Here is a 24,093-nt window from a genome sequence, read left to right as displayed (position 1 = left end):
CGGATACCCATGGATAACGAACGGATTGCCCGGGCCGCGCTGTCGCGGCTCATGGAACCCCAGGACGCCGCGGGCCTGGCGCTCGTGCAGGCGGCCGGCGCCCAGGACGCCCTGCGGATTGCCACGGGCCAAGCTACCCCCGGGCCGGCGCTGGAACAGGAGATCACAGGCCTGCTGGCTGACAACGGCGCCGGTGCCAGCTGGGGCGGCCTGAGGGCAGCACGGCAACGTTGGGCGCCGCGCATCCCCGATCTCGCACCCGAACGCGATCTCGCCACCATGGCCCGCCTGGGTGGCCGCGTGATTGTCCCGTCAGACGAGCTCTGGCCCGGACAGCTGGGCGACCTGGGCATTCAGGAGCCCATCTGCCTCTGGTGGCGCGGCCTGGAACACGAGCTGCCCGCCTTGTCCCGGAGCGTGGCGCTGGTGGGGTCCCGCGACAGCACCAGCTACGGCGCATCGGTGACCGGGGACCTCGCGTACTCCCTGGCGCAGCGGGGCTTCACCGTGGTTTCAGGAGGCGCGTACGGCATCGACGCCCACGCCCACCGGGCAGCGCTGGCCGGGGGATCAGGGCCGTTGCCCACCATTGCTGTCATGGCGGGTGGTGTGGACCGGTTTTACCCGTCCGGCAACGAGGACCTTCTCCGCGCCGTCTGCAACCAAGGGGCGGTGATCGCCGAGGTCCCGCCGGGATCGGCGCCAACCCGCTACCGGTTTCTGCAACGGAACAGGCTAATCGCTGCCCTGGCCGCCGTGACGGTGGTGGTGGAAGCCCGGTGGCGGTCCGGTGCGCTGAATACCGCTCACCACGCTGAAAGCCTGGGCCGGGCGGTCGGGGCAGTCCCTGGGTCCGTCCACAGCGCAAACTCGGCCGGCTGCCACCGGCTGCTCCGGGATGGCGGCGCGGTCTGCGTAACCGATGCCGCCGAGATCGCCGAGCTGGCTTCGCCCAGCGGTGATGGCCTTTCCGAGCCAGGCACGGGGCATGCGGCCGAGCACGACGGCCTGACCTTGGAAGACCTGATCCTCCTCGACGCTCTGCCCCTGCGGTCCACCACCTCGGTGGACAAACTCTGTGCCGTCGCAGGCCTCAGCCTCGAATCCGTTCGCGCCGGGCTGGGCAGGCTCGGCCTGCTGGGGCTCGCCGTGTCGGGACGGGGCGGCTGGAAACGGGCCAAGGATTCCGGCTAACAGCCTGTGTCCCGGACCGGATTTGCGGTGGCATTCTGGGACAGTGGAACGGTGAAGAATCAGGAACTGCCCCCGCCGTTTGAGCGGGCACTTGCCGGCTTCGGCCGGTATCTCGAGGCAGAACGGGCCCGGTCCGAACACACCCGCCGGGCCTACCTCTCTGACCTTCGAAGCTTCCTGGAATACGCCGTCTCGGAAGGAATCACGGATCTGCCGGCATTGGAGTTGGGGACTTTCCGCGGCTGGCTGGGAGCCCAAAGCCAAGCCGGGATGTCCCGTTCCACGCTGGCCCGGAGGTCGGCCACGGTACGGTCCTTCACCACCTGGGCCATGCGCGAAGATCTCATCGCCGTGGACCCCGCCCTCCGGCTCAGAGCACCGAAAGCCGAAAAGTCGCTGCCGGGCGTTCTCCAGTCGCAGCAACTGGTCCGGCTGCTGACAAGCCTGGAGGAAGCTGCCGCCGAGGGCTCGCCTATTCCGGTGCGGAACCGCGCCATGGTGGAAGTCCTGTACGCCACAGGGCTTCGGGTGGGGGAGCTGGCCGGCCTGGACGTGGACGACCTCAACCCGGACCGCCGCACCCTCCGCGTCATCGGCAAGGGAAACAAGGAACGGACCGTCCCCTATGGTGTTCCGGCTGCGGTCGCCGTCGACGACTGGCTCCGCCGGGGCAGGCCGCTCCTGGCAACGGGCCACAGCGGTCCGGCCCTGTTCCTCGGCTCAAGGGGCAACCGTGTTGACCAGCGCCAGGTCCGGACCGTGGTCAAAGACCTCTTCGACGCCTTGGGTGACACCTCAGCAACTGGCCCGCACGCGCTCAGGCACTCTGCGGCCACGCATCTGCTGGACGGCGGGGCGGACCTTCGGGTCGTCCAGGAAATCCTGGGCCACAGCAGCCTCGCCACCACCCAGATCTACACCCACGTATCGGTGGAGCGGCTGCGCAGAAGCTACCAGCAGGCTCATCCGCGAGCCTGACCACCGCCGGACGCCGTCCCAAGAAGACAGCACACCCCCTCAAGGCGCCTGTTCCGAATCGCACTGGCGTAATTACGCGGTGTACGGCACAATAAGAGTCACGTCCGGCAACTTTCAAGTTTCGCTTGAAGCTCCTTCGCTTCGCGCGTTACCGTGAGTCCGGACACAGTTTAATAAGCAGGCAGGAACACCACAGCTGGAAGCACAGCACAGGCAGTTTCATCCAGGCAGAGGTCGTTGGGGAAGACGTACCTACAGCTATGGAGGATGGAATGTCTGTTGCAATGACCCGCGGTGTGCTGTTCGTACACTCGGCCCCTACGGCACTGTGCCCGCATGTCGAGTGGGCCATTGGATCCGTCGTGGACAAGCGAACGGATCTTGAATGGACCCCTCAACCTGCCGCGCCCGGAATGTTTAGGGCCGAGCTTTCCTGGACGGGGACCCCGGGCACGGGTTCCTTGCTTGCGTCCTCGCTTCGTGGCTGGGCACATCTGCGTTATGAGGTCACAGAGGAACCGAGCCAAGGCGTTGATGGTGGCCGTTGGTCCCATACCCCCGAACTGGGAATCTTCCACGCCACCACGGACGTCCACGGCAACATCATGGTCTCAGAGGACAGGATCCGCTACGCCTACGAATCGGGCGCAGGCGATCCCGCCGCGGTGTACCACGAGCTCTCCCTGGCCCTCGGTGAGGCCTGGGATGAGGAACTCGAACCATTCCGCCACGCCGCCGAGGGCGCACCGGTCCGCTGGCTGCACCAGGTGGGCTGACCACCGCCGGACGCCCGACGGCCCGGAAGTCCCGCCGTCGTCCTTGCATCTCCATAGCCAAAGAGGAGGCCCCGCTATTGTGCAGTGCACAATAGCGGGGCCTCCTCTGGTGTCAGCGACGTTGCTGCTAGACACTGCGGACGGCAATGACGGCATTGTGCCCGCCGAAACCGAACGAGTTGCTCAGCGCCACGATGTCGCCGGCGGGCAGGTCCCGGGCCGAGGTGACGACATCCAGCGGGATCTCAGGATCCTGGTTTTCAAGGTTGATGGTCACCGGAGCCTTGCGTTCGTACACGGCCAGAACCGTGAGGACTGCCTCCACCGCGCCTGACGCGCCCAGGAGGTGGCCCATCTGCGACTTGGTGGCGGAGACTGCAACGTTGTCGAGGTGGTTCCCCAGAGCGGCGCGGAGGGCCGTGTACTCGGGCTTGTCCCCGACCGGGGTGGACGTGGCGTGCGCGTTGACGTGGACCACATCCTCGGCCTGGATGCGGCCGTCGAACATGGCTGCCTTGAGTGCGCGGGTTGCGCCCAGGCCCTGGGGGTCCGGAGCCGTGATGTGGTAAGCATCCGCGGTCACGGATGTGCCGGCCAGTTCGCCGTAGATACGTGCGCCCCGGGCGAGGGCATGTTCCTCGGCCTCCAGGACCAGCGCACCGGCGCCTTCGCCCATCACAAAGCCGTCGCGGCCAAGGTCATACGGGCGGGAGGCTCCCTGGGGGTCGTCGTTGCGGCGGGAGAGCGCCTGCATTGAGGCGAACGCAGCCAGGGGCATGGGGTGGATGGCTGCCTCGGCGCCGCCGCACATGACCACGTCGGCCTTGCCGGAGCGGATCAGGTCCAGGCCCAGGTGGAGAGCCTCGGTGCCGGAAGCACAGGCCGAAACGGGAGTGTGGGCGCCGGCGCGGGCACCCAGGTCAAGGCTGACGGCTGCCGCGACACCGTTGGGCATCAGCATGGGCACGGTCATGGGGAGGACGCGGCGGGGGCCCTTTTCCTTCAGGGTGTCCCAGGCGTCCAGGAGGGTCCACACACCGCCGATGCCGGTGGCGAAAGCCACTGCCAGGCGGTCGTGGTCGATTTCCGTGATGCCGGAATCTGCCCAGGCCTCGCGGGAGGCGATGACGCCGAACTGGGTTGAGGGGTCCATGCGCTTGGCTTCAACGCGGCTCAGGACCTCCAGGGCCGGAGTGGTGCAGCGGGCGGCAAAGTGGACGGGCAGCTCGTACTTGGCGACCCATTCGTCTTCCAGGGTGCGGGCACCGGAGACGCCCTTCAAGGCGTTCTTCCACATTGTCGGTACGTCGCCGCCGATGGGCGTGGTGGCACCCAGACCGGTAATGACTACTTTGCGTGTCATTGGATCACTCTCTGTCGGTGGGCAGGCCGTTCCGGTAACTCCGGCGGGGTCCCGCATGTTGGGCAGTTGGCTGCCCGGAAAAATAGGGTGGACTGCCGGCCCCGCCTCAGGGCGGGCCGGCAGTCCCGTCAGCCCTAAGGGCTGAAGCCTTGACTAGGCCTGTGCGCCGGCGATGAAGCTCACGGCGTCGCCCACGGTCTTGAGGTTCTTGACCTCTTCGTCCGGGATGCGCACGCCGAACTTTTCTTCGGCGTTGACCACAATGGTCATCATGGAGATGGAGTCGATGTCCAGGTCCTCGGTGAAGGACTTGTCCAGTTCTACAGCCTCGGGGGCAAGGCCGGTTTCTTCGTTTACGATTTCAGCCAAACCGGCCAGGATCTCTTCATTGCTAGCCATTGACGGCTCCTTTTCTTGTTATTGCCGGCAGGGGATGCCGGAAACGGTTCAGCCCGCGGGGGTGCGGCCTGTGTGGGACGTTTTATGGAAGGACGATTACTTGGGCACCGAAGACCAGTCCGGCGCCGAAGCCGATCTGGAGCGCGAGGCCGCCGCTGAGCTCGGGGTTTTCCTGGAGCAGGCGGTGGGTGGCCAGGGGGATGGACGCAGCCGAGGTGTTACCGGCATCGGCGATGTCCCGGGCCACGATGACGGATTCGGGAAGCTTGAGTTTTTTGACCATCTCATCGATGATCCGCATGTTGGCCTGATGCGGAATGAAGGCCACCAGGTCTTCGGCCTTGACGCCGGCCGCCACGAGTGCCTGCTCCGCCATCTTGGCCATTTCCCAGACCGCCCAGCGGAAAACGGTCTGCCCGTCCTGGCGCAGCGTGGGGTAGAGTTCCTGCGCTTCTTCCAGAAGGGCGAAGTCGCCGGATTCATCAGACTGGCGGGCCGCGATGCTGAGGTCGCGGACATCAAGCATGGATCGTGTCATGCCGATCGCGTCCCACTTGCTGCCGTCCGAGCCCCATACCGAAGGGCCGATGCCGGGGGTGTCCGAAGGGCCGATGACAACAGCGCCAGCGCCGTCACCCAGCAGGAAGGAGATGGTGCGTTCCCGGTTGTCGATGACGTCAGAGAGCTTCTCCGCCCCAACCACCAGGACGTACGTTGCAGCACCGGAACGAACCAAAGCATCAGCCTGTGCGATCCCGTAGCAGTACCCCGCACAGGCGGCCGAGATATCGAAGGCGGGTGCCGGTGTGGCCCCGATCCGGTCGGCCACGGCAGCCGCGGCTGACGGCGTGGCGTAAGGGTGGGTGACGGTGGAGACGATGACGGCGCCGAGCTGGGAGGCTTCGATGCCTGCCTTCTGCAGTGCCTCCTGCGCTGCACCTGCTGCCATGTCGATGACGCTAACGTCGGCGGGAGCACGGTGGCGCGTGATGATGCCGGTGCGTTGGCGGATCCATTCGTCCGAGGAATCAATCCACTGGCAGACGTCCTCGTTGGTGACGATGACATCCGGCCGGAAAGCGCCCAGGCCGAGGATTCGGCTGTACTGGTTGACGGGAAGCTGGTTCAGCGTGGGAACGCTCATGCGTCTCCCTCCAATTCTGCGAAGAGTGCCAGTGCGGCGGAGAGGTCGTCCGGGGTTTTGACTGCGACAGTCTTGACGCCGGGCATGCCGCGCTTGGCGAGACCTGCCAACGTGCCTGCCGGAGCAAGTTCAATCAGGCCGGTGACGCCGCGCTGCACCAGCGTTTCCATGCACAGGTCCCAGCGGACCGGCCGGGAAACCTGGGCAATGAGGCTCTCGACGGCTGCCCCGCCGTCCGTCACTTCGCGGCCGTCGAAGTTGGACAGCAACGGTACCTGCGGCTTCTGCGGCTTGAGGTCCGGCTTCAGTGTTTCGAGGGCACTCACTGCGGGGGACATGTGCGAGGTGTGGAAGGCTCCGGCCACCTTCAGCGGGATGACGCGTGCCTTGGCCGGCGGATTGTCCGCCAGGGCTTTGAGCTGCTCGAACGTCCCCGCAGCAACTGTCTGGCCGGCGCCGTTGACGTTGGCCGGCGTGGCGCCGGATGCTTCGATGGCGGCCAGTACCTCTGCCGGGTCCCCGCCCACCACAGCGCTCATGCCAGTGGGTGTCACGGCCGCAGCGGCGGCCATGCTGTTGGCGCGTTCCCGCACAAACGTCATGGCTTCCTGCTCGGTGAGCACTCCGGCCAGGGCCGAAGCAGTGATCTCACCGACGGAGTGGCCGGCAAGGATCACCGGGAGGGTGCCCAGTTCGACGTCGAACAGGGACTTTGCTGCGACCAGCCCGGCGGCGACAATCAGGGGCTGCGCAACGGCGGTGTCCTTGATGGTTTCCTCATCCGAGGTGGTCCCGTGAGCTGTCAGGTCGATGCCTGCAATCTCGCTGAGGGAGGCCAGCTGGCCTGCTACCGAAGGCAGTTCCAGCCAAGGGGCCAGAAAACCGGGGGTCTGTGAGCCCTGTCCAGGGCAGACTATTGCAAGCACTTAACCAGCTTTCCAAATTACTGTGTCATTCCGCGGTGTTTCTCTGCACCAAGCTCAAGGGGTCAGATTGTAGGAAGTCTACAACGACTCAGGTCTGGTTCCGCGCCGGATGACGTTCGGTGGGGGCTTTTGGCGGCGCCGCCAGACGCCCGACCACAAGGGCCGCCTGCAGCACAAACGCCTCGCGGGGAAGGAGCGGATCCCAGCCGGTGACGTCGCAGACGCGCTTGAGCCGGTACCTGACCGTGTTGGCGTGGACGAACAGTTCCCGCGCCGTCGCCTCCAGTGAATGGCCCAATTCGAGGTAGGTTCCCAGCGTCTCCACCAAGCCGTTGGAGGCGGCGACCAGCGGACGGTAGATGTTCTTGACGAGTGAACGTCGTGCGGCTTCGTCGCCGGAAATGACGCGTTCGGGCAGCAGGTCGTCGGCTGCCACGGGCCGGGGCGCGGAGGGCCAGGCGCGTGCGGCGGTCAGGCCGGCGAAAGCAGACTGGGCTGATCCGCTGGCTTCCAGCAGGGAGCTGGCCTCGGCGCCATAGACCACCGGTCCGGGGGCGAACATTTCGCTGAGCTTCAGGTATGCGGTCTCGCGGTCCTGGACACCGCCGAGGATCAGGATCAGCCGGTCACCCTGGATGCCCACCAGGGCGTCTTCCGCATAGCGGCCTGCCAGGCGTCGGAGTTCGCTGACATAGCTGGCGCTTGGCTCTGACGGGGAATTTCCCACCATGACAGTGAACCGCTCCTGGGCCTTCCAGCCCAGCGCGGCGATCCTGGACCGCAGCGCGTCGGTGTTTTCACCGCGCAGGATGGCATCCACAATCAGGGCCTCCAGCCGCGTGTCCCAGGAGCCACGCGATTCGGCGGCCCTCGCATAGACGTCCGCGGCGGCGAACGCCACCTCCCGCGAGTACCGTAGTACGGCTTCGCGCAGCGAGGGCTGGTCCGCTTCGGGGGCAATGACCGGCACCTGGTCCTCCACCACCTCCACCACGATCCGGATGAGCTGGAGGGCCTTCTGCAGGCTGATGGACCTGGTCAGCTCCGTGGGGGCAGTACCAAAGACGTCGGAGAGGATCCACGACGGCGAACTGGGGCGCTCATACCAGGTGACAAACGCTGCGATGCCGTTCTGCGCCACCATGCCCAGAGCCGAACGTTCGTCGGAGCTGAGCCGGGAGTACCAGGGGAGTGACTTCTCCAACTGCCGGAGGGTGGTGGTGGACAGCTGGCCTACACTCGCCCGGAGCTTTTTCAGGGTCTCGGACTTCTCCGGCGCGGTTCTGCGCGAAGCTGGCTTGCGCTTCGCGGTCGGGGTGGTTGACTCAGGCATCTTCCGAGCATACGGTGCCCGCCGCGCAAGCTCCATTTTGTGCAAAGGCTACAACCGCGGTGGACCTGCATCACACGGGGAAGTCCGCACGGCAAACGCAAGGGAACGACGACGGCGACCCTCACCTTTCGGTGGGGGCCGCCGTCGTCGTTCAGTTCCGCTGACAGCCAGTCAGCGGGAGCGGATCAGGACTCGCCGCCCGCATTGCCGGTGGAACCGGCGTTGACGTTGTTCAGCCGGTACTTTTCGATGGCCTGGACCGGGGCCTGGGCATCAACTTCACCGCGGCGCGCCAGCATCTCCAAGGAACGGACCACGATGGAGTGGATGTCGTTCTTGAAGAAGCGGCGGGCTGCTGCGCGGGTGTCCGAGAAGCCGAACCCATCCGCGCCGAGCGTTGCGAACTCGTTCGGCACGAACTGGCGGATCTGGTCCGGGACTGCCTTCATGTAGTCCGAAACTGCAACCACGGGGCCGGTGGCACCTGCGAGTTGCTGGGTCACAAACGGCACGCGGGCGGGCTTGCCCGGGTTGAGGAACGCTTCTTCCTCGGCGGCCATGCCGTCGCGGCGCAGTTCGTTCCAGGACGTGACGGACCAGACGTCGGCGGAGACGCCCCAGTCTTCGGCGAGCAGCCGCTGGGCCTCAATGGCCCAGGGAACCGAGACGCCGGAGGCCAGGATCTGGGTCCGGGGACCGTCGATCTTTGCCGGGGCCAGCAGGTAGATGCCCTTCAGGACGCCTTCGACGTCGAGATCCTCGGGTTCTGCCGGCTGGGTGATCGGCTCGTTGTAGACCGTCAGGTAGTACATCAGGTTCCGGTCAGTGGATTCCGGTCCGTACATGCGCTCGATGCCGTCGCGCATGATGTGGCCCATTTCGTACCCGTAGGCGGGGTCGTAGGTGACCACGGCCGGGTTGGTGGACGCGAGCAGTGGCGAGTGGCCGTCGGCGTGCTGGAGGCCTTCGCCGGTCAGGGTGGTCCGGCCGGCGGTGGCGCCGATGATGAAGCCGCGGGCCATCTGGTCCCCGGCCGCCCAGAAGGCATCGCCCGTGCGCTGGAACCCGAACATGGAGTAGAACACGTAGACCGGGAGCAGCGGCACGCCGTGGGTGGCGTACGCGGTGCCGGCGGCGGTGAACGCTGCCACGGCGCCTGCTTCGTTGATGCCCGGGTGGATCAGCTGGCCCTGCGCCGATTCCTTGTAGGCGAGCACCAGGTCACGGTCCACCGACAGGTAGTTCTGGCCCTTGGGGTTGTAGATCTTGGCGGTGGGGAAAAACGCGTCCATGCCGAACGTGCGGGCTTCATCGGGGATGATCGGCGCGATGTGCTTGCCGAAGTTCTTGTCCCGCATGAGGTCTTTCAGGAGCCGGACGAATGCCATGGTGGTGGCCGCCTGCTGCTTGCCGGAACCGCGCTTGGCGACTTCATACGTCTTCGCGTCGGGAAGGGCGATGTCCTGGTGCTTGGAGCGGCGCTCCGGCACGGCGCCGCCGAGCTCGGCCCGGCGTTCCATCATGTACTTGATCTCCGGCGCATCGCTGCCCGGGTGGAAGTAGGGCGGCTGGTACAGATCCTTCTCCAGTTGCTCGTCGGTGACCGGAATCCGCAGGTGGTCGCGGAACTTCTTCAGGTCATCGAGGGTGAGCTTCTTCATCTGGTGGGTCGCGTTGCGGCCCTCGAAGTGCGGTCCGAGGCCGTAGCCCTTGACGGTGTGCGCCAGGATGACCGTCGGCTTGCCCTTGAACTCGGTCGCGGCCTTGTAGGCCGCGTAAACCTTGTGGTAATCGTGGCCGCCGCGCTTGAGGTTCCAGATCTCATCATCGGAGAGGTCCGCGACCATGTCCTTGGTCTGCGGGGTCTGGCCGAAGAAGTGTTCCCGGACGAATCCGCCGGACTCGGCCTTGTAGGTCTGGTAGTCCCCGTCGACGGTCTCGTTCATGATCTTCACGAGTGAGCCGTCGTCATCCTTGGCGAGCAGGTCATCCCACTCCCGGCCCCAGACAACCTTGATGACGTTCCAGCCCGCGCCGCGGAAGAACGCTTCGAGTTCCTGCATGATCTTGCCGTTGCCACGCACCGGCCCGTCCAGGCGCTGGAGGTTGCAGTTGATCACGAAGTTCAGGTTGTCCAGATTTTCATTCGCCGCGAGCTGGAGCAGGCCGCGGGACTCGGGCTCGTCCATTTCGCCATCGCCCAGGAACGCCCAGACCTGCTGGTCCGAGGTGTCCTTCAAACCGCGGTTGTGCAGGTAACGGTTGGACTGCGCCTGGTAGATCGCATTCATGGGACCGATGCCCATCGAGACCGTGGGGAATTCCCAGAACTCCGGCATCAGCCTCGGGTGCGGGTAGGAGGACAGCGCATGGCCTTCCTTGGACTTCTCCTGCCGGAAGCCGTCCATGTCCTCCTCGGTAAGACGGCCTTCCATAAACGCACGTGCGTACATGCCGGGGGACGCGTGGCCCTGGAAGAAGACCTGGTCACCGCCGCCCGGGTGGTCCTTGCCGCGGAAGAAGTGGTTGAATCCCACCTCGTACAGGGTCGCGGCACCCGCGTAGGTGGAAATGTGACCGCCGACGCCGATGTTCGCCCGCTGCGCCCGGTGCACCATGATCGCAGCGTTCCAGCGCATGTAGGCGCGGTACCGGCGCTCGTATTCCTCGTTGCCGGGGAACTGTGCTTCCTGGTCGACGGGAATGGTGTTCACGTAGTCCGTGGTGGTCACCATCGGCACGCCGACGCTCTGCGCGCCAGCACGCTGCAGCAGGCTCCGCATGATGTATTGGGCACGCTCGGTGCCCTGTTCCCTGATCAGTGCGTCCAGGGACTCAACCCATTCGGCGGTCTCTTCCGGATCACGATCAGGCAGCTGGTTAGTCAACCCGCTGAGGATATGGGAGGTATCTTCTCCTGCAGCCACGTCCAACCTCTCTTTGCGCGCATGCATCGGCGCCCTCACACCGGGCAGGGTGACTGTCCGGGATGACTGCGACGTGTGCGACGTATCGGTTACAACAGCCCGGTCATGTGCGCCGGGCAGGGTCCTATCACGCCTATGTCTGCATTCAGTTCCAGGCGGTCGCCCCGCAGGCATAGTTGTCACCAGCCACTCTAGCTCTGACTTCAGGGCGATGCGTAGCCGCCCCCATGGCACTGCGGTTGTATTTCGCCGTCATACTGGTTGTGTGACGAAAGCCGCTGCAACGCAGGCTGGAGGCCCTGGATGTGACGCAGAATATGGCGGATCGCGGGGTTGGCAGCTTGAAGCGCAGGCACAAAGGGTGTTGGCTTGGGAGTAATGGAAATCACTATGCGAATTGCATGTATTAGGCATTGGAGGAACACGTGAGCGAGGCCGACGCCGCCACTTCGGTAAATGTGGCGGAAAAATTGGGTTTCAAAAGCGGGGATCTGATTCAGGAGTTCGGTTACGACGATGATGTCGATTTCGACTTGCGTGATGATATTGAGGACCTCACGGGGTCCGAGCTCCTGGATGAAGACGACCATGACGTTGTAGACGCCGTTATTTTTTGGTGGCGGGACGGCGACGGGGATCTGGTGGATACCCTCATGGATTCCCTGACCACCCTGAGTGAGGGCGGCGTCGTCTGGGTGCTGACGCCGAAGTCCGGCCGGCAGGGCTACGTGTCCCCGGCGGAAATCCAGGAAGCGGCTCCCACTGCGGGCCTGCACCTCACAACGTCCGCCGGTGTCTCCAAGGACTGGAGCGCAACCCGGCTGGTCAGCAAGAAGAACAAGTGACGCCGGCACTTTCCGTCGCCGCACCGCCGGTCCCGGCGGTGGGGGAGCCCGCCCCGGATTTTGAGCTGGTAAACCAGTTCGGGGAGCCCGTGCGGCTGTCCAGCCTCCGCGGACAGAATGTTGTCTTGGTGTTCTATCCCTTCGCGTTTTCCGGGATCTGCACCGGAGAACTCTGCGAAATCCGGGACAACCTGTCCGTCTTCGAAGATGCCCGGGCCACCGTCCTGGCAGTGTCCGTGGACAGCAAGTTCAGCCTGCGGGCGTACGCCGAAAAGGAAGCCTACGGCTTCGATCTGCTGGCCGACTTCTGGCCGCACGGGGCAGTGGCAAGCACGTACGGTGTCTTCGATCCTGAGAGCGGGATGGCCAAGCGCGGCACGTTCATCATCGATGCTGCCGGAACAATCCGCTACGTCGTGGTGAATCCGCGCGGGCAGGCCCGTGAGCTCTCCGAATACCGCGATGTCCTGGCAGGTCTGGACCGGGCCTGACGCCGAATGGACCAGCAGCAGCGGAGTGTTGGCGTAGGCCTGACGGGCTTTGCCAGCCTTCCTGCTGCTGGTCCCGCCGCGCTGGCGGATGAACATGTGCGGGAGATGGAAAGCGTCCGGGCGCTGCTGTCCGGCAAGCGCCTGGCATTGCTGACCGGCGCCGGGCTGAGCACGGATTCGGGCATCCCGGACTACCGTGGCCCGGACGCCGTGCCGCGCTCTCCAATGACTTACCAGGAGTTTGTGCGCGATCCCGCTAACCGCCAGCGGTACTGGGCGCGGAACCACATCGGGTGGTCGCATCTGCGTCACGCGGATCCCAACCAGGGGCACCGTGCTGTGGCGGAACTCGAACGGCGGGGGCTGCTGAGCGGGCTCATCACGCAGAATGTGGACCGGCTCCACGAAGAGGCCGGCAGCACCAACGTCATTGACCTGCACGGCCGCTACGACCAAGTGGTCTGCCTGGAGTGCAGACGCACCTACACCAGGCGCCTGCTGGCAGGGGTCCTGGCGGAACTGAACCCGGAATTCCTGGAGCGTGCCACCACATCGGGCCTTGTGGAAATGGCCCCCGACGCCGACGCAACTGTTGACGACGCCGCTCTGATCAGCAGCTTTGTTGTCGCGGCCTGCCCGGCCTGTGGAGGAACGCTCAAGCCTGATTTTGTGTATTTCGGCGAGAACGTACCCAAGGAGCGGGTTGAGGCGGCCTACGCCATGGTGGACCACGCCGGCGCCCTCCTTGTTGCCGGTTCATCACTGACGGTCATGAGCGGGTTGCGGTTCGTCCGTCACGCGGCCAAGGGTAGCAAGCCGGTGGTGATCATCAACCGCGGGGAGACCCGGGGTGACCCCCATGCCACCATCAAACTCCACACCGGTGTCAGTGAGTCACTGACGTGGCTTGCCGCCGAACTTCCTGACCTCTAAACCGAACCTGCGTCGCAAAACCGCGGCCCGGCAAATCCCCAGCCCCAAAGGCGTGAGCCACGGCCACCGCGCGTGGATTGGCTTTTGCTCCTGCACATCAGGTAGAGTTTATGTTCGTTGGTCGACGCGCTGAAGTGCGGAAACTGACGATTTGGGTCTTTAGCTCAGCTGGTAGAGCGCCACGTTTACACCGTGGATGTCATCGGTTCGATCCCGGTAGGACCCACCGCAAAACCCCGTTTGTTCCAAGACCTCACGGTCGGGAACAGCGGGGTTTTTTGTTTCCCCGGCTGTACCCGGGAGGGTCCGGCGTCCCGCCGCTTATTGTCGGTGCCCCTGCCTAGAGTTCCCGCTATGGATTATGTGGTGGTTAAGACGTCACGGGACGGCATCCCGACGGCGGTGGTCAGCGGGGGCAGGGAATGGGCCGTAGGTGCCGAAGCCGTGAGGTGGTTTGAGCGGGTGAGTTGGTGGGAGGAGCAGCGGCGAATGCCCAAGGGCCTGGGCCGTGTGGACGTTGAGGTTCTCCAGGTCCAGGTGAGGCTGGGACGCAACCCGCAGTCCGCGCTGACCACCATGGTCCTGGAACGCGATGGCCTCGGGGGCGGGTGGCGGCTGCGAGAGTCGGCCGCCGATGTTGCCTGACTAGCGGTCCCTGACGTTCCGGGGCATTGGAAAACCCTCCACCGCGACTATTGGGGGATGCCGCGGTGGAGGGTCTGACATGAATATACAGTGAACCGCCGGAAACAAACAAATGCCTCACGTCACGTGTCGGGCGCAGCGGCCGGGCACCATTTTTCTCCGCCGGACCGCCCTGTAGCCATTATGATGGTTACTGTTCAGTGGAATGAACAACCTATACCTTAAACGCTCCCGGCGTGCCGATTGAAGGAGAATCATGGTCGATTCCCGCACCCCCCGTTCCTCCGATGGTCTGGGGAGCACATCGCCGGCGCCGGCAGTCACCCGCGCCGCCGCCGTCATGGATGCCCTCGCGGCCTCCGCTACCGGCCGGCTGACACTGAGCGACCTCGCCCGCGAGCTGGGGATCCCGAAATCATCCACGTCCAACCTGTTGCTGGCCCTCGAAGAGGCCCGGCTCATTAGCCGTCAGGGCGCCGAGTTCACCCTTGGCCGCAAATTGGTGGAACTTGGCGCCGCCTACTTGAGCCGGCTTGACGAGGTGCAGGAGTTCTACCGGTTCTGCGAACAGGCGCCTACCCTCTCCGGTGAGACGGTGCGGATTGCCATGCTCGACGGGACCAACGTGATCTACCTGGCACGCTACGAGGGGCATCCCGCCGTCCGGCTGACCTCCAACATCGGCGACAAGATGCCTGTTTCGCTGTGCGCCGTGGGCAAAGCTTTGATTGCGCGCCTCCACGACCACGACATCGACTCAATGTTTTCCGACCAGGCGGAGCTTCCCGTGCTCACTCCCAAGTCGTTGCGTACCGGCGCGGAGTTGAAGGCGCAGCTGCGCGAGATCCGGGAGCAGGGATACGCCTTCGAAGACGAGGAATCCACCACGGGCGTCGTGTGCCTGGCCGTCTCGGTTCCCACCCGCGGGGCGCACGGTCCCAGCCTGGGGCTCTCCGTCACGGCTTTGAAGGCAACCTACTCGCCTGAGCAGGGCTCCCAGATGGTCAAGGAGCTGAAAGAGCTGGCCCGGTCTTTGGGCAACCCCATGGGCTAAAGGTGCCGTTTGACGCTGTTCCAGTAACAAAAAATGTCGCGGACCTTGCGAGTTGTTCAACTTACTGTACTCTGTTCAGTATAGTGATCTGCACAACAGGCGATTTCGCTATCCCACCACAGGCCAACGGGGGTCTGGAGTGTTCTTGAGGGAGTTCTTGTGACAACTCGTACTAATTCACCGCAGGCTGACGTGGACGGCGCCGCCGTCGATCCGGAGCAGCTGCGACGGGCAACTCTTGCCAGCTCAGTGGGCTCCGCCCTGGAGTACTACGACTTCTACATCTATGGCCTGGCGTCCGCGCTCATCTTCGGCCCGCTTTTCTTCTCACCGTTGGGCGAAAGCGGAGCAGTCATTGCTTCCTTCGCCACCTACGGCGTGGGCTTTGCCGCCCGGCCGTTCGGCGGCATCGTGTTCGGTTACATCGGTGACCGTTTTGGCCGGAAGATGGTCCTGATCCTGACCATTAGCCTAATGGGCATGGCAAGCTTCGCCATCGGCCTCCTGCCGACCTTCGAGCAGGCTGGCATGCTGGGAGCCGTCCTCCTGGTGGCCCTGCGCATCCTCCAGGGGCTTGGCGCCGGAGCCGAGCAGGCAGGTGCCACCACCCTGATCTCGGAAGTGGCCCCGCGCCGCCGTCGTGGTTTCTTCGCGGCCCTGCCGTTCGTCGGCATCCAGCTCGGCACGCTTCTGGGTGCCGGAACCTTCGCCTTGATGGCGCTGGCCGACAAGGAAGTACTGCAGGGCTGGCTGTGGCGCGTGCCCTTCCTGGCGAGCATCATCCTGATTGTGATTGCCGTCTTCATCCGGCTCAAGCTCAAGGAAACGCCGGTCTTCCAGGAACTTGAAAAGCACAAGGCTGTAGTCAAGAACCCTGTGGGCCAGATCTGGAAGCACTCGAAGAAGAACGTGCTCATCGGCATCGGCCTTCGCATGGGCGAGAACGGAAACTCCTCCATCTACTCAGCGCTCCTGGTTTCCTTCATCAGCCTTCCCGCCGGTGTCTTTGCCGGCGATAAGTTCATCGGCCCCACCGGCCTCCTTATTGCCGCCGCGTTCGCAGCGGTTATGGTGGTCACCTTCGGTGCCCTGTCTGACCGTTTCGGCCGGGTTCCGGTCTACCGCTACGGTGCGCTGTTCCAGGCCATCATTGCCCTGCCCGCGTTCTACCTGGTCACCCTGGGCAACGTCACCCTTGTCTGGGTGGTCATGGTGGTGGGTATCGCCTTGGGCGTCCAGTCCATGCTCGGCCCCCAGTGCGCCCTGCTGCCGGAACTCTTCGGCTCGCAGCACCGCTTCACGGGCGTGGCGCTGAGCCGTGAGCTCTCCGCCGTCCTCGCCGGCGGCTTCGCTCCCATGATCGGCGTTGCGCTCCTCGCCGCCACCGGCCACTCCTGGCTTGTCCCCGCGATCTACTCGCTGGTGCTGGCGCTGATCTCCTTTGGAACAACGTTCTTCACCCCCGAGACCAATGGCCGCGACCTGGTCCTCGTGGAGGATGCCAGCTAGGCACAGCCCACCTGCGCAAAATAAAGGCGGCCTTCCCGGTAAGCGGGAAGGCCGCCCTATTTGCTTCGCGGGGTCGCTGGACATCGATGCCCAGCCACTACCATCGAAAGGCCCGCGCCTCTGGCGGGAAGGTGCAGATACGCGAAGAGCCCCTGCCGGATTCCTTTTCAGGAGTCCGGCAGGGGCTCTGTGCGAAAACCCTGCTGGTGCGAACCGGCGGGGAGCCTCAGTAGAAGTGGACCGGGTCCACCAGGTGCGGGAGGTCGCCGCCGTCGAGGAATGTGCGGAGGTTGCTCGCGAAACGCTCGGCGATGAGGCGGTTCTCTGCCGCGCTGAGCGCTGAGGTGTGCGGTGACACCAGGACCTTCGGGTGATCCCACAGCGGGCTGTCCTGCGGGAGCGGCTCCACAGCGAAGACGTCGAGGCAGGCGTAGGACACCTGGCCGTTGTTGAGGGCCTCCAGAAGTGCGTCCTCGTCCACCACGGTGCCGCGGCCCACATTGACAAACACCGTTCCGGGCTTCATCGCAGCAAAGACGTCGCGGTTGAACAGTTTCTCGGTGAACGGCGTGCCCGGCAGGGTGTTCACCACGGCGTCGGCAGTGGCAAGGAGCCCGGCCAGTCCGTCGTTGTCAGCAACCTGTTCGATACCCTCGATGGGTTCCACCGTGCGCTTGGTTCCGCTGACCTTCATGCCGAGGGCCCGTGCAATCCGGGCCGTCTCCAGGCCGATCTCACCAAGTCCCGTGACAACCAGCGTGGATCCGCTGACTAGCCGGGTGGGGGTCCGGAGCTCGGGCCACACCTTGGCGGCCTGGTCCTGGACCAGTTCGGCGCTGCGCTTGAAACCGTTGAGGATGCCCAGTGCGGCGAATTCTGCGAGCGGCAGGGCATGGACACCGGCCGAGGTGGTGACACTGAACTTGCCGAGCGTTTCCTGGTCCAGTCCCGAGGCCTTGACTGCGCCCCCGGCGCCGGCGGCCATGGCGTGTACCCATTGCAGCCGCGGGTTCTCGCGGGCGATGCGCGCCAGGCCGGCCGGACTCTCGTTGGGCAGGCCGTACAGGACCTGCGCCTTGTTGAGCATCTCCCAGTACTGCTCTTCCTGTGCGGGCGTCCGCTTGAAATCCGGATCTCCGGAGTGGTCTGCAGGAAAACGCTCCGGGGGAAGGAGGTCAGGCTCGTAGAGGACGGTGACAGAGGGGTCTACGACGCGGATGCGGTCCACGAGCTCTGCTTCGAGCGGGACGGCGATCGCGACGGTGGTTTGAGTCGTCATGTGTTCATCATACTGAATAGAGGCTAGGATATTGGACAGATTTCCCTACATTAACCACACAACGATGTGAGCGGAGGCTTTGATGGAAGACAAAAGAGCAGGCTTTGTTGGCCTTGGGCTGATGGGGCTGCCCATGGCCCGGAATCTGGTCCGCGCCGGATGGAACATCACCGCCTGGAACCGTTCCGCCGGACCGCTGCGCGATCTGGTGGTGATGGGCGCAGCCGCGGCGCCGGACGTTGCGGCGCTGCGGGACCTCCCGGTCATCGCCTTTATGCTGCCGGACCTTTCCTTCATCGAGGACGCGGCGGCAGGGCTGCTGGCGAGCTGGGCTGAAACGCCGCCGGCGGCCGGTACGGCGGTAGTGGTGATGAGCTCGGTTTCACCCGCCAAGGTCCAGGACTTCGGGCGTCGGGTGCAGGACGAGAGTGGCGGCCGCGCCGTGGTGGTGGACGCCCCGGTCAGCGGCGGAACCCAGGGGGCAACCGACGGCACCCTGGCCATCATGGCTGGCGGGTCGCCCGAAGAATTCCGGCGGCTTCAGCCCTTCTTTGCGGCGATGGGAACCACAGTCCGGCACATGGGTCCGTTGGGCTCAGGGTCGCTGGCCAAGGCCTGCAATCAACTTATCGTGGGAACCACGACGGCGGCCCTCGCCGAGGCGGCCGAGCTCGCCGAGCGTTCCGGTATGGATCCGGCGGCACTCTTTGACGTCCTGGCTGGCGGTCTGGCCGGCAGCCGAGTGCTGGAAAACGTGGGACCACGCCTGGTCCGGAAGGATTACGCACCCACCGGGCCGGCCAAATTTATGCACAAGGACCTTTCCTTTGTGCTTGAGTCAGCGCAGGCTGCCGGCTCTGCGGTGCCGATGGCGAGTGCCGGCGTCGAACTTTACGCCGAACTTAAGCGCCAGGGCCTGGGCGACCAGGACCTGGCCGTGGTACGGCAGGCTATTTCACATCTGAGCGACAACCCCGATGGCGCGGAAACTGCCGATTCGGCGACGAAAGGAACGGCTGCTTCATGAGTGGGCTTTTTGATTTGACGGGGCGGATTGCGCTGGTGACGGGGTCGAGCCGGGGGATTGGGAATGCTTTGGCGCGGGCGTTGGCTGAGGCGGGTGCGACGGTGGTGTTGAACGGGGTGAATGCGGAGCGTTTGAAGGCGGCCGAGGTGGCGTTGGCTGCGGATTTCGGTCCGGGCCGGGTCCACAGTGTCGCGTTTGATGTCACGAGTGATGCCGAGGCTGCCCGCGGTATTGGGTGGGTGGAGGAGCATGTGGGGCCTTTGCAGATCCTGGTCAATAACGCCGGGATACAGCACCGGGTGCCGATGCTCGAGTTGGACGTCGCGGACTGGGAGCGGGTCATCAAAACGGACCTGACCAGTGCGTTCCTGGTGGGCCGGGAAGCGGCCCGGCACATGATCCCGAGGGGCAGGGGCAAGATCATTAACATCTGCTCGGTGCAGACGGACCTGGCCCGGCCCACGATCGCCCCGTATGTGGCGGCGAAGGGCGGGCTGCGGAACCTGACCCGGGCCATGACGGCCGAGTGGGCGGCCTCCGGGTTGCAGATCAACGGGATCGCCCCGGGCTACATCCATACGGAGATGACGCAGAATTTGGTGGATGATGAGCAGTTCAACTCCTGGATCCTGGGCCGGACCCCGGCGGCCCGGTGGGGGACCGTGCAGGACCTGGCGGGACCTGCGGTGTGGCTGGCCTCGGACGGGTCGGACTTCGTGAACGGGCAGACAATCTTTATTGACGGCGGAATGACGGTGGTGGTCTGATGGGCAGCGCAGCGACAACCCAGGGGACGGCAGTGACAACTCAGGGGACAGGAGTGAGTGTGGAGGCTGCTTCCGGCGGGACGGTGTTGCCGGTCTCGGGTCCGGCGGTGGTGGCGTACGCGGCGGGGGATTTGCGGATCGAGGACGCGCCGCTGGCCGTGCCGGGACCGGATGAGGCCGTCGTCGAGGTCGCTTACGGCGGGATTTGCGGGTCGGACCTGCATTACTGGCTGCACGGCGCGGCGGGGGAGTCGATCCTGAAGGCGCCGATGGTGCTGGGGCATGAGATTTCCGGGACCGTGGTGGTGGCCGCGGCCGACGGGACCGGCCCGGTAGCGGGCACACCGGTGGCTGTCCATCCCGCGACCCCCGGCCCGGGCTCGGGGGACATCCGGTACCCGGCGGACCGGCCCAACCTGTCTCCGGGCTGCACGTACCTGGGCAGTGCTGCGAGGTTTCCGCATACGGACGGGGCGTTCGCCCGGTACGTGAACCTGCCCTCCCGGATGCTGCGGGCCCTGCCGGCGGACCTTGACCTGCGCACCGCGGCGCTGATCGAACCGGCCTCGGTGGCCTGGCACGCCGTGGCCCGGGCCGGGGACGTGGCCGGCAAGTCCGCCCTGGTGATCGGGTCCGGCCCGATCGGGGCCCTGGCCATCGCGGTCCTCAAACGTGCCGGGGCATCCCGGATCACGGCCGTGGACATGCACGCCAAACCGTTGGAGATCGCCGCGGCGGTCGGCGCGGACCAGGTCCTGCAGGCAACGGACGCGGACGCCATCGCGGCCGTGCAGGCCGACGTCGTGATCGAATCCTCGGGCAGCCACCACGGCCTGGCCTCGGCCATCCACGGCGCGGCCCGCGGCGGGACCGTGGTCATGGTCGGGCTGCTGCCCACCGGACCCCAGCCAGTCCTCATCTCGCTGGCCATCACCCGGGAACTGGACCTGAAAGGCTCCTTCCGCTTCAACAACGAAATCGACGACGTCATCACCGCCCTCGCCGACGGCACCCTGCAGATCGGCCCCGTCATCACCCACGACTACCCACTCAGACAAGGCCTCGAAGCTTTCGCCACCGCCAAAAACTCCGCCGAATCAGGCAAAGTCCTGCTCAACTTCCAACCGGAATAAGCGGGGGTTCGCCTCGCGTCCCGGCGGGTCCGCCGGACCGGGATGAAGTCAGGTCCGCCGGCCGGCGAATGAAGTCAGCTCCGGCGGACCGGAATAAACACGCGGGGCTGGTCAGTCCAGGTTCCCGAAAGCCTGGACGTGGTGCGGCGCATGATCTGTTCGGAGGCGGTGCGGGCTGCGGCGGCATCACCCGCGGCCACGGCCTTGGCCAGGTCAACATGCCACTGCAGCGCGCCCTCATGGGGGTGCTCCGGCATCAGGCCATGCACCGTGCGGCCGGTGAGGGTCTCGGCCACCTGGCCCATCAGGTTCGCAAACATTTCGTTGCCCGAGCCGGAAAGCAGGACCGAGTGAAAGGCGATGTCCAGCTCCAGGAACTTCTGCGCCTCCCCGTTGTGGCCGGCGTCGCGCATTGCGTGGGCGATGTCCACAAGTTCCGTACGCAGCTGCGCCGGAGCGTTCTTCGCGGCGAGCTCTGCGGCTGCAGGTTCGACGGCGGACCGCAGCTCGATCAGCGACCTTAACTGAGCGCCGCGGCCATCGCTGGAGAGCCGCCAGCGGATCACCAGCGGATCAAAGGGGTTCCAGCGGCTGGGCGGCAGGACTCGGATACCCACGCGCTTGATGGTCTCCACGAGGCCCAGCGACTGAAGGACACGCACAGCTTCACGGACCACGGAACGGGAAACCTTCAGCTCTTCCTCCAACTGCTCGGCCAGCATAACGTGGCCAGTGGGGAGGTCTCCCGTGATGATGCGGGTGCCAACATTCTCGATGGCACGGTGGTGCAGGCTGGTCGACATGGTGTCAAGCCTAGACGCGGATTGACCGGCCGGGTTCCACAAAGTGGGCGCCGCTTCCCCTCGGCGCATTGAATATATATGCTTTAATCGGATCGATCGGTTCGTGAGCGTGTGCTTCGCAACTAACGCGGAGCCCCCAGCACGTCCATTGCACACAATGAATTGGAGTTTTTGATGTCTGCACACATCGGTGTCACCGGCCTTGCCGTGATGGGAGCCAACCTGGCCCGCAACCTGGCCCGCAACGGTTTTACGGTTGCCCTGCACAACAGGTCCGTGGAAAAGACCGACGCACTGCTCGAAAAGCACGGCACGGACGGCGACTTCATCCGCACCGAAACGCTGCAGGAGCTGGTCGACTCCCTGGAGAAGCCCCGCCGCGTCCTGATCATGGTCAAGGCCGGCAAACCAGTGGACTCCGTCATCGAGCAGCTTGAACCGCTGCTGGAAGCCGGCGATATCATCATTGACGCCGGCAACTCGCACTACGAGGACACCCGCCGCCGCGAAGCGGCGCTGGCCAAAAAGGACCTCCACTTCGTGGGCGTCGGCGTCTCCGGCGGCGAAGAAGGTGCCCTGAACGGCCCCTCCATCATGCCCGGCGGCTCCAAGGAGTCCTATCAGGCCCTCGGCCCGCTGCTCGAAAAGATCTCCGCCAAGGTGGACGGCGAGCCCTGCTGCGCCTGGATCGGTACCGACGGCGCCGGCCACTTCGTCAAGATGGTCCACAACGGCATCGAATACGCCGACATGCAGGTCATTGGCGAAGCCTTCGACCTCCTCCGGTCCGGTGCCGGTATTGAGCCCGCCGACCAGGCCAAGATCTTCACCGAATGGAACAAGGGCGACTTGTCCTCCTTCCTGATCGAAATTTCCGCCGAGGTCCTCGGCCACGTCGACGCCAAAACCGGCAAGCCCTTCGTTGACGTCGTGGTCGACGCCGCCGGCCAGAAGGGCACGGGCCGCTGGACGGTCATCTCCGCCCTCGAACTCGGATCCCCGGTTTCCGGCATCGCCGAGTCCGTCTTCGCCCGTGCGCTTTCTTCCCAGGCAGAGCAGCGGAAGCTGGGCCAGGAACTGCTGGCGGGCGGGGAAGCCGCCGTCGAAGTCCCGGAAACCTTTGTTGAGGACGTCCGCCAGGCGCTGTATGCCTCCAAGCTTGTTTCCTACGCTCAGGGCCTGGACATGCTGACCTCCTCCGCCAAGGAATACGGCTGGGACCTCAAGCTGGACGAGATCGCCTCACTGTGGCGGGCCGGCTGCATCATCCGTGCCGAGCTGCTCAAGGACATCACCAAGGCCTATGCCGCGGAAGAGAAGCCCGCAAACCTGCTCTTCGCTCCGGCCTTCACCCAGGCCATTGCGGACGCTCTGCCGGCCTGGCGCCGTGTGGTGGCCACGGCTGTCCAGCTGGGCATCCCGGTGCCGGTGTTCTCCTCCTCCCTCGCGTACTACGATGGCCTGCGCCGCAAACGTGTGGCGGCGGCCCTGATCCAGGGCCAGCGCGACCTCTTCGGGGCCCACACCTACGGCCGCGTCGACTCCGACGGAACGTTCCACACCCTCTGGGGCGAGGACAAGTCTGAAATCGAAGCAGTGGACACGCACTAACACGCCACTTACTGCATCACCCTGCGGCCGGCACTTCCGAGGATATTCTGGGAGCTGCCGGCCGTTGGTGTTTCCCGGCAACCGCGGTGTCCGTCCAGCCAAGGAGTCCAGGTGCCCAAGCCAGTTGCTTTCGTCACAGGAGCGTCAACAGGAATCGGTTTTGAGGCGGCCAGGCTACTCAGCAGCCACGGCTTCCTCGTGTACGCCGGAGCCCGCCGGGTTGAGAGGATGGAGCCGCTGGCGGCGCTCGGCATCCAGGTCCTGGCACTCGACGTGACGGACGAGGACTCGATGCGTGCCGCCGTCGGACGCGTCCTGGAGGAGCGCGGACGGATAGATGTCCTGGTCAACAACGCCGGCTACGGGTCGTTCGGGGCGCTGGAAGAAGTGGACCTGGCCGAGGCCCGGCGCCAGTTTGATGTGAATGTCTTCGGCCTGGCGAGGATGACGCAGCTGGTTTTACCCGCCATGCGGCAGGCGGGCCGGGGGAGGATCATCAACATTTCGTCGATCGGCGGAAAATTCTATGAGCCGCTTGGGGCCTGGTACCACGCCTCGAAGTTCGCCGTGGAGGGCCTCAGCGACTCGCTGCGGCTGGAGCTTAAGCCGCACGGGATCAGTGTGTCGATCATCGAGCCTGCCAGCACCATCTCCGAATGGGGACGTGTCGCCGCTCAGGGGCTGCGTGAGACCAGCGGCACGGGGCCGTACGGGTCCCAGGCGGAGCTCATGGCGGGTGCCCTGGGGTCCACGGACCGGGCCGAAACCTCCACCCAGCCCGCGGTTATCGCCGCGGCGGTGCTGCACGGGGCCTCTTCAGCCAGGCCCCGGACCCGTTACCCGGTTGGCAACGGGGCCAGGGCTATCCTGACGCTGAGGCGGATACTGCCCGACCGGCTGTTCGATCCTGTGGTCATGCTGGTGCTGAAGCGGGTGGCCAGCGGAAAGATGTAGGC

The 24,093-nt window shown here is 65.2% G+C and carries 22 protein-coding genes and 1 tRNA gene; 15 read left to right on the top strand and 8 right to left on the bottom strand.

Features of this window, described 5'->3' with window-relative positions; translation table 11 throughout:
* The first annotated feature begins 9 nt into the window (after nucleotides 1–9).
* The 3 genes from dprA to AC1MCD_RS11785 all read left to right on the top strand — a co-directional run bounded on the left by dprA (nucleotide 10) and on the right by AC1MCD_RS11785 (nucleotide 2,948).
* Nucleotides 10–1,194 (top strand): DNA-processing protein DprA, encoded by a 1,185-nt coding sequence (dprA, locus tag AC1MCD_RS11795; RefSeq protein WP_498672148.1) that lies wholly within the window; start codon nucleotides 10–12, stop codon nucleotides 1,192–1,194.
* A 51-nt stretch (nucleotides 1,195–1,245) separates the two neighbouring features.
* Entirely contained in the window at nucleotides 1,246–2,172 is a 927-nt protein-coding gene (locus AC1MCD_RS11790) for a tyrosine recombinase XerC (protein WP_498672147.1), read from the top strand.
* A gap of 272 nt (nucleotides 2,173–2,444) precedes the next feature.
* Nucleotides 2,445–2,948 carry a DUF3145 domain-containing protein gene (locus tag AC1MCD_RS11785; RefSeq protein ID WP_190989835.1) on the top strand — a complete coding sequence of 168 codons (504 nt, stop codon included), beginning with the start codon at nucleotides 2,445–2,447 and terminating at the stop codon, nucleotides 2,946–2,948.
* 127 nt (nucleotides 2,949–3,075) lie between these two features.
* Here the strand turns inward: AC1MCD_RS11785 and AC1MCD_RS11780 are convergent, their stop codons facing one another.
* The 6 genes from AC1MCD_RS11780 to aceE all read right to left on the bottom strand — a co-directional run bounded on the left by AC1MCD_RS11780 (nucleotide 3,076) and on the right by aceE (nucleotide 11,067).
* A complete protein-coding gene (locus tag AC1MCD_RS11780) occupies nucleotides 3,076–4,311 on the bottom strand; it encodes a beta-ketoacyl-[acyl-carrier-protein] synthase family protein (protein WP_498672142.1) in 1,236 nt (411 codons plus the stop codon).
* A gap of 153 nt (nucleotides 4,312–4,464) precedes the next feature.
* On the bottom strand, nucleotides 4,465–4,710 hold the full coding sequence (locus AC1MCD_RS11775; protein WP_009359314.1) for an acyl carrier protein: 246 nt from the start codon (nucleotides 4,708–4,710) through the stop codon (nucleotides 4,465–4,467).
* Nucleotides 4,711–4,792: 82 nt separating this feature from the next.
* Nucleotides 4,793–5,854, bottom strand: coding sequence for a beta-ketoacyl-ACP synthase III (locus tag AC1MCD_RS11770; protein WP_498672138.1), 1,062 nt, complete (start codon nucleotides 5,852–5,854; stop codon nucleotides 4,793–4,795).
* Complete coding sequence (locus AC1MCD_RS11765) at nucleotides 5,851–6,780, bottom strand: ACP S-malonyltransferase (protein WP_498672136.1); 930 nt, start codon at nucleotides 6,778–6,780, stop codon at nucleotides 5,851–5,853. The genes AC1MCD_RS11770 and AC1MCD_RS11765 overlap by 4 nt, the downstream gene beginning before the upstream one ends.
* Before the next feature lie 88 nt (nucleotides 6,781–6,868).
* Nucleotides 6,869–8,113, bottom strand: a complete 1,245-nt coding sequence (locus AC1MCD_RS11760; protein ID WP_498672133.1) for a PucR family transcriptional regulator — start codon at nucleotides 8,111–8,113, stop codon at nucleotides 6,869–6,871.
* Between the two features lie 185 nt (nucleotides 8,114–8,298).
* Complete coding sequence (gene aceE, locus AC1MCD_RS11755; protein ID WP_498672130.1) at nucleotides 8,299–11,067, bottom strand: pyruvate dehydrogenase (acetyl-transferring), homodimeric type; 2,769 nt, start codon at nucleotides 11,065–11,067, stop codon at nucleotides 8,299–8,301.
* Nucleotides 11,068–11,465: 398 nt separating this feature from the next.
* On the opposite strand from aceE, the gene AC1MCD_RS11750 reads away from it, so the two are divergent.
* From AC1MCD_RS11750 to AC1MCD_RS11720, 7 genes are all read left to right on the top strand, one after another.
* Complete coding sequence (locus tag AC1MCD_RS11750; protein WP_190988108.1) at nucleotides 11,466–11,885, top strand: DUF3052 domain-containing protein; 420 nt, start codon at nucleotides 11,466–11,468, stop codon at nucleotides 11,883–11,885.
* A complete protein-coding gene (locus AC1MCD_RS11745; protein ID WP_498672128.1) occupies nucleotides 11,882–12,376 on the top strand; it encodes a peroxiredoxin in 495 nt (164 codons plus the stop codon). The genes AC1MCD_RS11750 and AC1MCD_RS11745 overlap by 4 nt, the downstream gene beginning before the upstream one ends.
* Nucleotides 12,377–12,382: 6 nt before the next feature.
* On the top strand, nucleotides 12,383–13,309 hold the full coding sequence (locus AC1MCD_RS11740) for an NAD-dependent protein deacetylase (protein ID WP_498672126.1): 927 nt from the start codon (nucleotides 12,383–12,385) through the stop codon (nucleotides 13,307–13,309).
* Nucleotides 13,310–13,462: 153 nt separating this feature from the next.
* A tRNA-Val gene (locus AC1MCD_RS11735) sits at nucleotides 13,463–13,535 on the top strand.
* 128 nt (nucleotides 13,536–13,663) lie between these two features.
* Complete coding sequence (locus AC1MCD_RS11730; RefSeq protein WP_498672124.1) at nucleotides 13,664–13,954, top strand: hypothetical protein; 291 nt, start codon at nucleotides 13,664–13,666, stop codon at nucleotides 13,952–13,954.
* Nucleotides 13,955–14,210: 256 nt separating this feature from the next.
* Complete coding sequence (locus AC1MCD_RS11725) at nucleotides 14,211–15,008, top strand: IclR family transcriptional regulator (RefSeq protein ID WP_498672121.1); 798 nt, start codon at nucleotides 14,211–14,213, stop codon at nucleotides 15,006–15,008.
* Nucleotides 15,009–15,167: 159 nt separating this feature from the next.
* Nucleotides 15,168–16,517 (top strand): MFS transporter, encoded by a 1,350-nt coding sequence (locus AC1MCD_RS11720; protein ID WP_498672120.1) that lies wholly within the window; start codon nucleotides 15,168–15,170, stop codon nucleotides 16,515–16,517.
* A gap of 226 nt (nucleotides 16,518–16,743) precedes the next feature.
* Here AC1MCD_RS11720 and AC1MCD_RS11715 read toward each other — a convergent pair whose 3' ends face one another.
* Nucleotides 16,744–17,796 (bottom strand): D-2-hydroxyacid dehydrogenase, encoded by a 1,053-nt coding sequence (locus tag AC1MCD_RS11715; protein ID WP_498672118.1) that lies wholly within the window; start codon nucleotides 17,794–17,796, stop codon nucleotides 16,744–16,746.
* 82 nt (nucleotides 17,797–17,878) lie between these two features.
* Between AC1MCD_RS11715 and AC1MCD_RS11710 the strand changes: the two genes are divergently transcribed.
* Genes AC1MCD_RS11710 through AC1MCD_RS11700 form a run of 3 tightly spaced genes read left to right on the top strand, consistent with a single transcriptional unit; the run spans nucleotide 17,879 to nucleotide 20,723 of the window.
* Nucleotides 17,879–18,823, top strand: coding sequence for an NAD(P)-dependent oxidoreductase (locus tag AC1MCD_RS11710; RefSeq protein WP_498672116.1), 945 nt, complete (start codon nucleotides 17,879–17,881; stop codon nucleotides 18,821–18,823).
* Nucleotides 18,820–19,590 carry an SDR family oxidoreductase gene (locus AC1MCD_RS11705; RefSeq protein WP_498672114.1) on the top strand — a complete coding sequence of 257 codons (771 nt, stop codon included), beginning with the start codon at nucleotides 18,820–18,822 and terminating at the stop codon, nucleotides 19,588–19,590. Before AC1MCD_RS11710 ends, AC1MCD_RS11705 begins: the two co-directional genes overlap by 4 nt.
* Nucleotides 19,591–19,649: 59 nt before the next feature.
* Nucleotides 19,650–20,723 carry an L-idonate 5-dehydrogenase gene (locus AC1MCD_RS11700; RefSeq protein WP_498672113.1) on the top strand — a complete coding sequence of 358 codons (1,074 nt, stop codon included), beginning with the start codon at nucleotides 19,650–19,652 and terminating at the stop codon, nucleotides 20,721–20,723.
* 74 nt (nucleotides 20,724–20,797) lie between these two features.
* Here AC1MCD_RS11700 and AC1MCD_RS11695 read toward each other — a convergent pair whose 3' ends face one another.
* Nucleotides 20,798–21,526, bottom strand: a complete 729-nt coding sequence (locus AC1MCD_RS11695) for a FadR/GntR family transcriptional regulator (protein ID WP_498672111.1) — start codon at nucleotides 21,524–21,526, stop codon at nucleotides 20,798–20,800.
* Between the two features lie 174 nt (nucleotides 21,527–21,700).
* Here AC1MCD_RS11695 and gnd point away from each other — a divergent pair, with 174 nt between their 5' ends.
* Both gnd and AC1MCD_RS11685 read left to right on the top strand, forming a co-directional pair.
* Entirely contained in the window at nucleotides 21,701–23,137 is a 1,437-nt protein-coding gene (gnd, locus tag AC1MCD_RS11690) for an NADP-dependent phosphogluconate dehydrogenase (RefSeq protein ID WP_498672109.1), read from the top strand.
* A gap of 111 nt (nucleotides 23,138–23,248) precedes the next feature.
* Nucleotides 23,249–24,091 carry an oxidoreductase gene (locus AC1MCD_RS11685; protein WP_498672107.1) on the top strand — a complete coding sequence of 281 codons (843 nt, stop codon included), beginning with the start codon at nucleotides 23,249–23,251 and terminating at the stop codon, nucleotides 24,089–24,091.
* Nucleotides 24,092–24,093 lie beyond the last annotated feature (2 nt).

Source organism: Arthrobacter sp. BF1 (assembly GCF_056680215.1).
Note: the sequence above shows the minus strand (reverse complement) of the source record. Positions and strands in the feature narration are given on the sequence as shown.

What these genes read in the sequence shown, in the direction of transcription:
- dprA (WP_498672148.1), top strand. Translation starts at nt 10, where the DNA reads ATGGATAACGAACGGATTGCCCGGGCCGCGCTGTCGCGGCTCATGGAA.
- AC1MCD_RS11785 (WP_190989835.1), top strand. Translation starts at nt 2,445, where the DNA reads ATGTCTGTTGCAATGACCCGCGGTGTGCTGTTCGTACACTCGGCCCCT.
- AC1MCD_RS11780 (WP_498672142.1), bottom strand. Translation starts at nt 4,311, where the DNA reads ATGACACGCAAAGTAGTCATTACCGGTCTGGGTGCCACCACGCCCATC.
- AC1MCD_RS11775 (WP_009359314.1), bottom strand. Translation starts at nt 4,710, where the DNA reads ATGGCTAGCAATGAAGAGATCCTGGCCGGTTTGGCTGAAATCGTAAAC.
- AC1MCD_RS11770 (WP_498672138.1), bottom strand. Translation starts at nt 5,854, where the DNA reads ATGAGCGTTCCCACGCTGAACCAGCTTCCCGTCAACCAGTACAGCCGA.
- AC1MCD_RS11760 (WP_498672133.1), bottom strand. Translation starts at nt 8,113, where the DNA reads ATGCCTGAGTCAACCACCCCGACCGCGAAGCGCAAGCCAGCTTCGCGC.
- aceE (WP_498672130.1), bottom strand. Translation starts at nt 11,067, where the DNA reads ATGCATGCGCGCAAAGAGAGGTTGGACGTGGCTGCAGGAGAAGATACC.
- AC1MCD_RS11740 (WP_498672126.1), top strand. Translation starts at nt 12,383, where the DNA reads ATGGACCAGCAGCAGCGGAGTGTTGGCGTAGGCCTGACGGGCTTTGCC.
- AC1MCD_RS11730 (WP_498672124.1), top strand. Translation starts at nt 13,664, where the DNA reads ATGGATTATGTGGTGGTTAAGACGTCACGGGACGGCATCCCGACGGCG.
- AC1MCD_RS11725 (WP_498672121.1), top strand. Translation starts at nt 14,211, where the DNA reads ATGGTCGATTCCCGCACCCCCCGTTCCTCCGATGGTCTGGGGAGCACA.
- AC1MCD_RS11715 (WP_498672118.1), bottom strand. Translation starts at nt 17,796, where the DNA reads ATGACGACTCAAACCACCGTCGCGATCGCCGTCCCGCTCGAAGCAGAG.
- AC1MCD_RS11710 (WP_498672116.1), top strand. Translation starts at nt 17,879, where the DNA reads ATGGAAGACAAAAGAGCAGGCTTTGTTGGCCTTGGGCTGATGGGGCTG.
- AC1MCD_RS11705 (WP_498672114.1), top strand. Translation starts at nt 18,820, where the DNA reads ATGAGTGGGCTTTTTGATTTGACGGGGCGGATTGCGCTGGTGACGGGG.
- AC1MCD_RS11695 (WP_498672111.1), bottom strand. Translation starts at nt 21,526, where the DNA reads ATGTCGACCAGCCTGCACCACCGTGCCATCGAGAATGTTGGCACCCGC.
- gnd (WP_498672109.1), top strand. Translation starts at nt 21,701, where the DNA reads ATGTCTGCACACATCGGTGTCACCGGCCTTGCCGTGATGGGAGCCAAC.